Origin of the sequence: Caldifermentibacillus hisashii (genome assembly GCF_039654145.1) — a bacterium.
In the GTDB taxonomy this organism is placed as follows: Bacteria; Bacillota; Bacilli; order Bacillales; family Caldibacillaceae; genus Caldifermentibacillus; species Caldifermentibacillus hisashii.
In genome coordinates this window covers 1175152-1187209 of sequence record NZ_CP155467.1, presented here as the reverse complement: position 1 = coordinate 1187209, position 12058 = coordinate 1175152, and the positions used below count along the sequence as shown (strand labels likewise).

Here is a 12058-nt window from a genome sequence, read left to right as displayed (position 1 = left end):
CAAACGGTCACTAAATCTTCCCCTATGGCTTTGGAAAAATCAAAGATGGAAAGGAGGAAGATAAGTTCCCGTAAGTGCCCGATTGGTTCTACTAACCATCAGTGGGGATAAAAAATCCCCACTGATGGAAGTTTCACTTTATCTATATGATTTTGGATTTAACGCGTCTTTTAATCCTTCCCCAATAAAGTTAATGGACAGTATTGTCAAGGTAACAGCTAATGCAGGAGGAATCCAAATCCACGGTTTATCCTGTAGTACGTCAGGTTCATTTGCAAAAGATAACATATTCCCCCAGCTTGGAGTTTCAGATGGAACGCCAAACCCTAAGAAACTTAACCCGGTTTCTGCAACTATCATACTGGCAAATAAAATTGTAGCCTGAACAATGATTGTCGATAAAACATTTGGCAGTAAATGTTTTACAATCACTTTAAAAGGTGAACATCCAATCGATATCGCTGCAAGGACATATTCATTTTCTTTCTCTGCCAGAATTTTGCTCCGAACAATCCGGGCTACACCGCCCCAACTTAATCCACTAATAACCATGATCAATACCCATACGCCGCTAACCTTATTTTGAAGGATCGCGTTTAGTACGATAACGAAAACTAAGAAAGGAAATGTTAGAACAAAATCGGTAAACCGCATTAACAGATTATCAATGGTTCCTCCAAAATAACCGGCTATGGAACCAATAATCGTCCCAGTAACAATAACAAATGCCGTACAGGCAAGCCCGATAAACAAAGATATTCTTCCACCATATAACAATCTTGTAAAAACATCCCGGCCGTTCTTATCTGTACCAAGCCAATGCTCCGATGAAGGTTCCAGTGAAAATGAACCCATATTTATTCTTGTAATATCATGCGTGGTAATGTATGGTGCTAAAAAAGAAACAATACAAACAAAAACCAAGAAACATAAACTAATCATCGCCAGTTTATTTCTAATAAACTTTCTTCGAGCAATGGCCCATGGAGACATACTTTTCGGCGGCTTAATGTTCACGGCACTATTTTTATCTGTCATTATTTCCATTGCCATTCCTCCTAATCAAGCCTAATTCGCGGATCAACAATACCGTAAAGGATATCAGCAACTAAGTTCCCGACTAATGTTAATACAGAAAACATCATCGTTAATGTCATTAAAACAGAATAGTCGCGGTTCGTTACTGAAGTTAAGAAAAGTTGTCCAATTCCGGGATAGGTGAAAATCGTTTCCGTAATAATCGCTCCGCCGACTAAGTTTACGATATCAAATCCTAAAAATGTCACTAATGGAATCACTGAGTTTCTAAAAATATGAACATTATATATTTTGCTTTCTGAAGTACCTTTTGCACGGGCTGTCCGAACATAATCTTTCCTACTGTTCTCGATAATATCATTACGTAAAAATTGTGTATAGGATGCCGTATTTAATAGTCCTAAAACGAATGCCGGCAATAACACATGATGGAATCTGCTCAGCCAGTATTCAAATGTTCCCTCAGTGACTGATATATCAACAGATCCATTGGAAGGGAACCATCCAAGATGAAAAGAAAAAATATAAATGGCAAACACACCTGCAACAAAGGATGGTAAGGCCAGTCCGATATAGTTGGCTGCTGCAATTGTATTGTCTCCAAGTGTATATGGTTTCCGACCGGAATAGATACCCATTGCTAACGCTAAAACATAAGTAATAATTAATGAGGTCAAACTTAAAAAGATTGTATTCGGTAAACGTTCCATAATTATTTCATTTGCAGGAATTTTGTAACGGGTGGATTTACCGAAATCACCTTGAACAAAATTGGTAATCCAACGAAAGTATTGTTCATAAATGGGATCATTGTATCCAAGCTTTTCCCGCATCTGCTCAATATATTCCGGATCCGTATTTGCCGGATCAATCTCTCCACCAAGTGAGTCCCCCGGCATTAATTTTGCCAGGGAGAACACAATAATGGAGATAAGGAAAAGCATTGGAATCATAGCTAATACTCTTCGAAGCGTATATTTCAGCATATGCATTCTCCTTATCTTTCAATCAAAGGAACCATTTCATCATTATTGTTTAATCGACCATTTATGCATATCTTTCGTTCCTACAGGAGTAATTTTCACACCTTGAACTTTGTTAGAAATTGCATAAACGTCATTTAGCTCCATAATTGGCAGTGCAGGTACTTCTTCGTTAAAGATTTTTTGCCATTCTACATAAAGATTTTTGCGTTTTTCTTGATCAGTACCAACGACTTCAACATCCACAGCTTGTTTCAACAACTCGTTTGCTTCTTCATTGACCCAACGAGGATAGTTCCAAACTGTATCGTCACCCCATAGTGCCCACGGATCCGGGTCAGCACCTGTACCCCATCCGCCATAGAATGCTTCCATTGTTTCATGGTCTTTTTCAATTTGATCGTAGTAGAGGTTTACTTCTGTCATTGTTAACTTCGATTTAATTCCAACTTCTTCCCAATATTGCGTAATGGCTTTGGCACGGGCCTCATATGTCGGGTTGCCGGTATCATAATGAGCAAAATTGATTTCAAACTTTTTCCCGTTTGGATCTTCACGGAAGCCGTCTCCATCCACATCTTTATACCCGGCTTCATCCAGCAATTGTTTTGCTTTTTCCGGATCATAAGTGTAGTTGACCGGTAATTCACTGTTATCTGCAGCAATCCAATGTGCTGACGGCATTGGACGATTGACCGGATTACCTAATCCGCTAAAGAATTCTTTTACCCACTCTTCACGGTCGATTGCATATAATAATGCTTGACGTAATTGTTTGTTTGCATATTTGTCTTTATCCATTACAACTTTACCGTCTTTAAATGTGCCCAATTTGAATCCGATATAGTAGTAAGAAAGACCCGGAACTTCTTCTATTTTCACGTTTTTTAATTTTTGAATTTCCGGGAGTAATGATGGGTGGAAGGCACTCATATCCACGCCGCCGTTTTCAAGCTCACCAACGATTAATGAACCGTCGATCACTTTTACCACAACTTTATCAAGTTTCGGTTTTCCTTTCCAATAGTCGTTGAAACGAACTAACTCTACAGACTCACCCGGAATGACTTTTTGGATTTTGAACGGACCGGTTCCAATCGGGTTAACGCGTACTTGGTCAGACGCCAACCAATCATCAATATTTTTATTGCCTTTTAGGTCAGCAAAATGTTTTCTATTCAATGGATATTGCCAAATATTTTCTAAGTTATTTGCTCGAGCTTTGTCGAAAGTAATTTCAATTTCATAGTCATTAATTTTTTTCAAACCGGAAATGGAATCTGCTTTTCCTTCGTTAAATTCTTTTGCACCTTCAATCGTGTTAACATTGGACCAACGTTGATGATCCGGGCCAATCGAAGCAATTGTTTCAAGTGCAAAAATCCAGTCGTCGACAACTAACTCATCACCATTGTGCCATTTAACACCTTTTTCGAAAGTAAACTTAAATACTTTGTTATCTTTCGTTTCCCATTTAGCAATATTCGGTTGTGCTTTAATATTTTCATCAAATGTAATCAATGGATCTGTATTGAAAGTTAAAATTTCACTGTCAGATTGACTATCATAGAAGTTGACATCTAATATACCTTTAAATTCAGCTTCCATCGCATACGTTAAAGTGCCTCCGTCTTGCGATCCTGATTTGTTGCCTCCGTCACTAGATTTACTTGTCTTTTTGTCCCCGCCGCCACACGCAGCTAATGCAAGCGAAAGAACAAGCATTAGCGCTGTTAGCTTTAGAAATGATTTTTTCATTTTTCTCCCCCTTAATAATTTTTGCTTTTGCTAATTGTAAAGAATACATGCTACTTGATGCCCCGGCCTCACCTCCTTTAAAGTCGGTTTAGCTATTGAACACTCTTCTTTTGCCATCGGACATCTCGTATGGAATGGACAACCGGATGGCGGGTTAACCGGACTTGGAACGTCACCTTTTAAAACGATGCGTTCTTTGCTTTTTCTTGGGTCAGGTTCAGGAATGGCCGATATTAAGGCTTGTGTGTACGGATGCAGCGGTTCATTGTAAATCGAATTACGGTCAGCAATCTCCACGATGTTTCCAAGATACATAACGCCAATCCGATCACTCATATGTTTGACGACACTTAAGTCGTGAGCGATAAACAAATATGTTAAGCCAAAATCTTTCTGTAATTCTTTTAATAAGTTTAATACTTGGGATTGTACAGAAACGTCCAGCGCAGAAACCGGCTCATCGGCGACAATTAATTTAGGTTTCAGCGCTAATGCCCGGGCAATTCCGATCCGTTGACGCTGACCCCCGGAAAACTCATGCGCATATTTTTCATAGGCATCTTCCGGAAGTCCGACCCGATTTAACAGGTCCATAACTTCTTCTTTTAATGCTTTTTTGTTTGACTTACCAAAGTTTTTTAAAGGTTCAGAAACAATGTCACCAATCATTTGCATTGGATTGAGGGAAGCGTAAGGATCTTGGAATACCATTTGGAAATCTTTTCTTGCTTCACGCAATGCCCTGCCTTGTATATTTGTTATATCTTTACCGTCAAATATAATTTGCCCGTCTGTCGGATTGATGAGGCGCAGGATCGTTCTGCCCGTTGTAGATTTACCACAGCCTGACTCACCTACTAATCCTAAAGTCTCCCCTTTTTTTATTTCAAAAGAAACATCATCCACCGCTTTGACATTGGCAACCGTCCTTCTGAAAAATCCGCCTTTTACAGGGTAATAGGTTTTTAAATTTTTAACTTCTAAGAGAGTTTTAAAACGATTTTTATTACTGGTCGTAAGTTTTGGTTGTGCGTTATTCATTGTACGTTCATCCCCTCCTTAGGCCTGCTCGTTTCATATAGTAAACAAGCTACCTCATGTCCTTGTTCAGTTTCAGCCAATTGTGGAGTGACAAATGAGCACTCCGGCATCGCATGTGGACAGCGCGCAGCAAATTTACAACCAACCTTTGGCATATTTTTCAACGAAGGTACGATTCCTTTAATAGACTCAAGTACTTCTCTATCTTCATCCATTTTTGGAATTGCGCCCATTAATAGCTTCGTATATGGGTGTTTCGGATTGTAGAATAAAGTATCCACATCGGTTCTCTCAACAATCTTACCGGCGTACATGACGATAACATCATCACACATTTCTGCAACAACGCCTAAATCATGGGTAATTAGAATAATCGCCATGTCATTTGCACTTTGAATTTCTTTCAGTAATTCGAGAATTTGGGCTTGTACGGTTACATCAAGTGCAGTCGTAGGTTCATCTGCAATGAGGAGCTTAGGTTGACATGCAATCGCCATCGCGATCATGACTCGTTGCCTCATGCCCCCTGATAATTGATGCGGATATTCGTCAACAATTTTATCCGGGCGGGAGATTCCTACACCTTTCAACAATTCAATTGATTTCTGTCTTGCTTCCTTTTTGGAAATTTCCATATGATTTAACAATACTTCTTGTAATTGATAACCAATGGTAAATACGGGATTTAATGAGGTCATCGGTTCTTGGAAAATCATTGCAATGTCTTTTCCGCGAATATTATTAATCTCATTCTCTGACATTTTCACCAGATCTTTACCGTCAAATAATATTTCGCCGCTGCGAATTTCACTAATTCCTTTTGGAAGAAGCCTCATTACCGATAGTGACAACACACTTTTTCCACATCCGGATTCACCAACAATTCCGACTACTTGGCGAGGCTTGACGGTAAATGATACGTTATCTACGGCATTATAATATTCACGATCAATTTTGAAGGCTGTTTCTAAATGATTAACCTCTAATAATGGTGCTTTTTTAGATGCATGGGTTAATTTGCTCATAATACACCTCTATCTTTTTGAATGATGATTCAGTTATTTTTTTAAAAGTATAAATTTCTGGCAAGGATGCCAATTAGTTGGAAATTTAAGATTTAAGTAAGTGCACAAGGAAAGTTTTTGTTACAGCCGATAAAGTTTTTCGGTGAACTATGCATCAATGGTCGTTTAAGAAAGTAAACGTTCGGTTGTATTTACTATCTGAAGAGTGAAAAAATAACATCCATACTTTGACAAGTCTTATTGCATGATCCGGGTGATTTTCTTATAGAATAAAAAAGTTTAAAAATAAGGTGGAAAACTTGGATTAGCCTTATTGTCCGGTTCCGGGCGCCTTCTTTAGAAAAGATACGATTCACCCATTGACATCACCTCTAGTTCAAAAAATTGACTGATTATATTACAGGTATTATTACTAATTTAATATGTAATTAGCATTTTTATGAATAATAGTTTTATTTATCTTAATTCTAATTATATGGAAAAATTATTATTTTGCAATATAATATTTTGGAAACATATAAATATTCTTGTTTTGATTTGTTTTTGGTAGTTAAAAAGGGATAGGAAAAATGACCGCATAAAAATAAGGGAATGATTAGCACCAAAAAAAGTTATGGGAAAATTAACGCAAGATTTACCATATTTACCATGAGATAAAAAATTATACAAGGAGCCGACAGGAATTCGGCTTTCTTAAGTTTAGTAATCAGGCGAAAAAATTCGGCAGTAAAATAAGGGGCCTTCAACAGGAGGAAAAAATCAACCGTAGTTATTAATCAGCAAAAGTGATTGGAGAATTTTTAACTTGAAAGTTATGAAGTTCAACAGTTTTTTCTATAATTCAACAAGTCTTTTACACTATATAAATCGTGTTAACTCATAAAAAATTATAAAAAAGTATTGAATTTCATCCGGTAAATTTGTTATAGTTTTTGATATAGTCTTTTACCTAAAATCAAAGGGGAGTAGTTTTTACAATAAAGCCGTCATTACATGGGTGGACCCCATCGGTTTTATTGGCAACCTTGCGTTGTTAACAAGACCTTTGAATTATGAAATTTACTCATAATTCAAAGGTCTTGTTCGTTTATCATAATTAAATCACTTGGAGGTAGAAAATGGATTTATCACTGTTTTTACAGTATGGCTCAGTTGTATTAATATTAGTAGTATTGGAAGGCTTGTTATCAGCTGATAATGCTCTAGTATTAGCAGTAATGGCAAAAAGTCTACCTAAAGAGCAACAGAAAAAAGCTCTAAATATCGGTTTAGCATTCGCATTTGCTTTCCGGATTGGTGCAATTTTTATCATTTCATTTTTATTTAATGTATGGCAAGTCCAAGCAGCTGGTGCAGCCTACTTGATTTTTTTAGCAATTAAACATTTTATCAAAAATGACCATAAGGAGAAAAAGGTAAAAGAAAAGAGTTTCAAAGGTGTTGTCACTCAAATCGCTTTTGCTGATATCGCATTTGCCATTGACTCTATTTTGGCGGCCGTTGCATTAGTAATTGCCCTTCCAGCGACAAGTTTCGGTCATATTGGTGGAATAGATACAGCGCAATTTATTGTCATCGTATTGGGTGCACTTGCCGGTCTAATCATTATTCGGTTTGCATCAGCTTTATTTATCAGATTACTGACCGAGCGTCCCAGTCTGGAATCAGCAGCGATGTTAATTGTCGGATGGGTCGGTGTCAAATTGGCGGTTCATACATTAGCCCATGATGCGGTTCATCTCATTCCTCATTCATTTGTTGAAGGACCAATTTGGAACTCGATTTTCTGGGTTGTCATGATTTCGCTTGCTGTCGGCGGTTGGTTTTATTCGGGATCAAAACAAAAAGAAACTCCACTCCATAATGAAACAACTGCCAATATAACGAAAAAAGAGAAACATAGTATATAAAAGTTAATGTCCCTTATTGTTTTCATTAAAAACAAAAAGGGACCAATTCTTTAGATACTATAGATACCGCTGTAACCGTCCTCAATTCAAGTTATGGATTTAAATCATACTTCTTCCCTTTTATTAAATAAGCAGCACTTTCGGCAATGTTCGTAATATGATCTGCCGTTCTCTCAAGATGGCGATTAACTAGGATTAATTGCACAAGCTGGTTTGTTTCTTCAGGATGTTCACTTAAATAAGCGCTAAGTTTTTTATAATTGGCATCACTAAGGTCGTCAATTTGATCATCCATATCCCCTACTTCTTTGGCAAGGCTGATATTTTCCTCAAAAAACGCTTGTAACGATTTCTCCAACATGCTGATACATCTATTCTTCATAGATTCAAGATCTGTTAAATGAATGAGCGAATGAACATTTCCAATCTGGATGGTTGACTTTGCAATATTCACCCCAAAGTCAGCAACACGTTCTACATCTGTAAGAATTTTTATCGCGCCGATAATCTTTCGTATATCTCTGGCCACCGGTTGCTCTTTAACAATTAACCATATCGCCAATTGGTCAATTTCATTTTGCATATCATCAATCTCATCATCATCTTCAATCACCCTTAAAGCCAGCTCAATATCTTGATTTTGAAGCGCAATAAATGACTTTTCTATTAAGGTGCCTGTCAGTTCCCCCATCTCCATCATTTTTTCTTGCAGTTCCTGTAAACTACTATCAAAACTCTCCCGAACAACCATTTGAAACCTCCTCGATTCTTTTTTGCCCTTTTTCAATGACCTCTAATTTTGCGGCTGTTTTGCTCACGAGACACGTTCTCACGCTGTAAGACAGGATCATCCAAACCGACCAGTTACATAATCTTCTGTTCTTTGGTCACTTGGCATGGAAAAGATTTTGCTTGTCTCATCAAATTCGATAATCTCACCGTTTAAGAAGAAGGCTGTTTTATCCGATACCCGTGCCGCCTGTTGCATGTTGTGCGTTACAATGACAATCGTATAGTCCTTTTTCATTGCCGCGATCAATTCTTCAATCTTCAAAGTTGAAATCGGATCTAACGCGGAGGTTGGTTCATCCATTAAAATCACATCCGGCTTCATCGCGATTGCCCGGGCAATACAAACTCTTTGTTGCTGACCACCCGAAAGTCCAAGAGCGGAAGATTTTAACCGATCCTGTACCTCATCCCAAATCGCTGCACCACGAAGACTGTTTTCAACTATTTCATTTAAAATAGCCTTATTTTTAATCCCTTGCATTCGTGGACCATATGCGACATTATCATAAATACTCATTGGAAACAGATTCGGCTTTTGAAAGACCATACCAACCTTCGTGCGCAATTTAATAACATCATTGGATTCATATATGTTTTCATCATCAATAATAATTTTGCCGCTAATTTTTACTCCTTCAATCAAGTCATTCATCCGGTTTAACGTTCGCAAAAACGTTGACTTCCCGCATCCGGATGGACCGATTAATGCCGTTACTTCTTTTTCTTTAATATTAATTGATACATCAAAAAGAGCCTGTTTTTCACCATAAAATAAATTCAAATTCTCTACATGAATTTTTGTTTTCGTTTCAGGTGTTTCTGTTACGGTTGACTTTTCATCTTTTACCATTTTTGGTTCCAGTATTGTTGTATACATACCCCAGTCTCCTTTTTTAATAATCGGCTTTATTCAATTTTTTTGAGATCCATGTGGCGAAAAAATTAAGTATTAAAATAATCGCAATAAGAATAATGCCAATTGCTGCTGCGAGCTCAATATCTCCGGCTTCTTGTGTGACTAAATATGAATGGACGGTAAGCGTCCGTGCTGATGAAAAAATACTTTCCGGCATGGCAGCTACCGTTCCAGCTGTTAAAAAGATGGCGGCAGATTCACCGATTATCCGTCCCATGGAAAGAATAATTCCAGATAAAATTCCCGGCATGGCACTCGGCAAAATTACTTTATATAAAGTTTGCAGTTTTGTTGTTCCTAAAGCCAACGAACCTTCCCGATAGCTTTGCGGCACCGTCTTTAACGATTCTTCTGTCGTTCGGATAATGACCGGTAAAATAATTATGGTTAATGTCAGGGACGCTGCAATAATGGACATTCCTAATTTTAAAGTCGTTACAAAAAACACCGCCCCAAACAAACCATATATAATTGATGGAATTCCAGTTAAGCTCTCGGTCGCAAAACGAATGATTCTGACCATTCTTCCTTGTTTGGCATATTCTTGCAAATAAACAGCTGCGAGTATACCAACCGGGGTCGCGATAAGTAAGGAAATGACAATTGTGTATATCGTTGTCACCACCATTGGCCAAATTCCGCCCCCGCCTGATGGGGAATAATCACCAAAAATAAAATCAAAGCTGATAAGTCCAATTCCTTTGTAAAAAATAAAGCCAACAATGGTTACGAGTACTGCAACTGTAAGGAAAGCGGCTAACCATAATTGCCCCAGTAAAATAAGATCCTTAAGCTTTCTCAAACTTAATTACCACCTTTCGAACTGATTCTTGCCAGCACAAAATTTAATAATAAAATAAAGGAGAATAAGACGATCCCGGTGGCAAACAACATTTCTTGATGGGTCCCAAAGGCATAACCCATTTCTAATGCGATATTCGTTGTTAAAGGCCTGATACTGTCAGTCAAGCTGGTTGGGATAATCAAACTGTTTCCAGCCACTAAAATTACTGCCATTGTCTCACCAATTGCTCTTCCCATTCCTAAAACAACGGCCGTCATAATACCTGATTTTGCTGATGGTACAACAACTTTAAAAATTGTCCCAATCTGGGAAGCACCTAGAGCCAGTGATCCTTCCCGGTATGATTTTGGAACAGCCCGGATAGCTGTTTCCGCAACAGTGACAACGGTCGGCAACATCATGATGGCTAAAACGAGAATAACGGCGATTAAACTCTGTCCTTTTATTAAACCGAGTTGATTTTGCAAAAAAGGAACGATAACGGCCAGCCCAAAAACGCCGTATAAAACAGATGGAATACCCGCCAACAGTTGTACGGCCGGCGAAATTATTTTTGCGATACTTTTCGGAGCAATCTCTGCCAAAAAAATCGCGGTAAATAAACCGACCGGAACCCCAATGATAAGGGCACCAATTGTAGCGTAAATGGAAGCAACGATCATAGGAAAAATGTCAAATTGATTTTCACTTGGAACCCAATCGTTGCCGAACAGAAAATCAACGATACTATATCCTTCCCCAATAAACGGCTTGGACCCTTTAAAAAACACAAATCCAATAATAAGTAAAAGGCTAATAACAGAAAGAAGTGCACAAAACAGGAAAACTTTCCCTGATAGTTTCTCCAAAAAATACTTTCTTTTATTTGATTTTTCTCTTTTTACAGGTAAGGTTGACATTGTTTACTCCTCCGTGGTTGCTAGTACAAATGTTGCTTTATCTTTTGGTTACATTTTTACAGGGATCGCTCCTGTTTCCCTAACAATTTTTTGACCTTCCGAGCTTAATATAAAATCGATAAATTTTTTCCCTTCATCGGAAAGATTTTCCTCTTTATGAACAAATAAAAATGGACGGGACAGACTGTATTTTTGCCGGAGAACATTTTCTGCTGTTGCCTCGACACCATTAATACTTACTGTGTTTATCGATTCATCAATATATTCAAATGAAATAAATCCAACTGCATGTTTGTTTGTTGCAACGGTTGTTTTAATATTTCCGTTTCCGCTGGCAATAATGGAATTTCTAACCAATTCTCCGGATGAATAACCGACAATTTCTTGGAAAGCGTCACGGGAGCCTGAGCCATCTTCACGGGAAACAACAACAATTTCCAGATCATCTCCTCCAACTTCTTTCCAGTTGGTAATTTTTCCTGTAAAAATATCCTTTACTTGTGCTAATGTTAAATTTTTAACATGATTACTTGGATGGGTGACAACAACTATTCCGTCATAAGCAATCACCGTTTCCTGTAAACTCGCCTTCTCTTCCTCCTTTAAATCGCGGGAAGACATACCGATTTCCGAAACACCATTTACGGCGTTGGTAATTCCTGCAGATGAGCCAATCTGGTTAATTTCTATATTTACATTGTTCTTCTCTTTATATTTTTCAGCTAATTTCTCTGCTAGTGGTCCGACTGAAGTAGAACCGGAAATGGAAATTGTAGCAGCATTTCCATTTGTTGTTCCTGATTTTTCTTCATTTTTTCCACAAGCGAATAATATAATTGTTAAAACTAGGGTAATAAGAACCATTCCTTTTCTTTTATCTATCATTTGAAA

At 37.8% G+C, this 12058-nt stretch carries 11 protein-coding genes; 1 reads left to right on the top strand and 10 read right to left on the bottom strand.

What is annotated here, in order from left to right:
* Positions 1-138 precede the first annotated feature (138 nt).
* From opp4C to NSQ14_RS05510, 5 genes are read right to left on the bottom strand one after another with little or no spacing between them, the layout of a single operon-like run.
* A complete protein-coding gene (gene opp4C / locus NSQ14_RS05530; RefSeq protein ID WP_251241179.1) occupies positions 139-1047 on the bottom strand; it encodes an oligopeptide ABC transporter permease in 909 nt (302 codons plus the stop codon).
* A gap of 11 nt (positions 1048-1058) precedes the next feature.
* Complete coding sequence (gene opp4B / locus NSQ14_RS05525) at positions 1059-2024, bottom strand: oligopeptide ABC transporter permease (RefSeq protein ID WP_041848201.1); 966 nt, start codon at positions 2022-2024, stop codon at positions 1059-1061.
* A gap of 42 nt (positions 2025-2066) precedes the next feature.
* Positions 2067-3779 carry an oligopeptide ABC transporter substrate-binding protein gene (opp4A, locus tag NSQ14_RS05520; protein ID WP_343156595.1) on the bottom strand — a complete coding sequence of 571 codons (1713 nt, stop codon included), beginning with the start codon at positions 3777-3779 and terminating at the stop codon, positions 2067-2069.
* Positions 3780-3809: 30 nt separating this feature from the next.
* On the bottom strand, positions 3810-4820 hold the full coding sequence (locus NSQ14_RS05515) for a dipeptide ABC transporter ATP-binding protein (RefSeq protein WP_346216968.1): 1011 nt from the start codon (positions 4818-4820) through the stop codon (positions 3810-3812).
* A complete protein-coding gene (locus tag NSQ14_RS05510; protein WP_034768904.1) occupies positions 4817-5845 on the bottom strand; it encodes an ABC transporter ATP-binding protein in 1029 nt (342 codons plus the stop codon). Before NSQ14_RS05510 ends, NSQ14_RS05515 begins: the two co-directional genes overlap by 4 nt.
* A 1118-nt stretch (positions 5846-6963) precedes the next feature.
* On the opposite strand from NSQ14_RS05510, the gene NSQ14_RS05505 reads away from it, so the two are divergent.
* The gene (locus NSQ14_RS05505; RefSeq protein ID WP_095141392.1) at positions 6964-7755 is read left to right on the top strand and encodes a TerC family protein; all 792 of its coding nucleotides are present in this window, start codon (positions 6964-6966) and stop codon (positions 7753-7755) included.
* Positions 7756-7846: 91 nt separating this feature from the next.
* Here NSQ14_RS05505 and phoU read toward each other — a convergent pair whose 3' ends face one another.
* The 5 genes from phoU to NSQ14_RS05480 all read right to left on the bottom strand — a co-directional run bounded on the left by phoU (position 7847) and on the right by NSQ14_RS05480 (position 12052).
* Positions 7847-8506 (bottom strand): phosphate signaling complex protein PhoU, encoded by a 660-nt coding sequence (gene phoU / locus NSQ14_RS05500; RefSeq protein WP_034768902.1) that lies wholly within the window; start codon positions 8504-8506, stop codon positions 7847-7849.
* A 96-nt stretch (positions 8507-8602) separates the two neighbouring features.
* Positions 8603-9397, bottom strand: coding sequence for a phosphate ABC transporter ATP-binding protein PstB (gene pstB, locus NSQ14_RS05495; protein WP_095141407.1), 795 nt, complete (start codon positions 9395-9397; stop codon positions 8603-8605).
* A gap of 43 nt (positions 9398-9440) precedes the next feature.
* A complete protein-coding gene (gene pstA, locus NSQ14_RS05490) occupies positions 9441-10265 on the bottom strand; it encodes a phosphate ABC transporter permease PstA (protein WP_095141391.1) in 825 nt (274 codons plus the stop codon).
* A 2-nt stretch (positions 10266-10267) separates the two neighbouring features.
* Positions 10268-11167, bottom strand: a complete 900-nt coding sequence (gene pstC / locus NSQ14_RS05485; protein WP_041848194.1) for a phosphate ABC transporter permease subunit PstC — start codon at positions 11165-11167, stop codon at positions 10268-10270.
* 48 nt (positions 11168-11215) lie between these two features.
* Positions 11216-12052 carry a phosphate ABC transporter substrate-binding protein gene (locus tag NSQ14_RS05480; protein WP_041845967.1) on the bottom strand — a complete coding sequence of 279 codons (837 nt, stop codon included), beginning with the start codon at positions 12050-12052 and terminating at the stop codon, positions 11216-11218.
* Positions 12053-12058: the final 6 nt, after the last annotated feature.

Bases quoted from the DNA above. Each gene is read 5' to 3' on its own strand.
- opp4C (WP_251241179.1), bottom strand. From the start codon at position 1,047: ATGGAAATAATGACAGATAAAAATAGTGCCGTGAACATTAAGCCGCCG.
- opp4B (WP_041848201.1), bottom strand. From the start codon at position 2,024: ATGCTGAAATATACGCTTCGAAGAGTATTAGCTATGATTCCAATGCTT.
- opp4A (WP_343156595.1), bottom strand. From the start codon at position 3,779: ATGAAAAAATCATTTCTAAAGCTAACAGCGCTAATGCTTGTTCTTTCG.
- NSQ14_RS05515 (WP_346216968.1), bottom strand. From the start codon at position 4,820: ATGAATAACGCACAACCAAAACTTACGACCAGTAATAAAAATCGTTTT.
- NSQ14_RS05510 (WP_034768904.1), bottom strand. From the start codon at position 5,845: ATGAGCAAATTAACCCATGCATCTAAAAAAGCACCATTATTAGAGGTT.
- NSQ14_RS05505 (WP_095141392.1), top strand. From the start codon at position 6,964: ATGGATTTATCACTGTTTTTACAGTATGGCTCAGTTGTATTAATATTA.
- phoU (WP_034768902.1), bottom strand. From the start codon at position 8,506: ATGGTTGTTCGGGAGAGTTTTGATAGTAGTTTACAGGAACTGCAAGAA.
- pstB (WP_095141407.1), bottom strand. From the start codon at position 9,397: ATGGTAAAAGATGAAAAGTCAACCGTAACAGAAACACCTGAAACGAAA.
- pstC (WP_041848194.1), bottom strand. From the start codon at position 11,167: ATGTCAACCTTACCTGTAAAAAGAGAAAAATCAAATAAAAGAAAGTAT.
- NSQ14_RS05480 (WP_041845967.1), bottom strand. From the start codon at position 12,052: ATGATAGATAAAAGAAAAGGAATGGTTCTTATTACCCTAGTTTTAACA.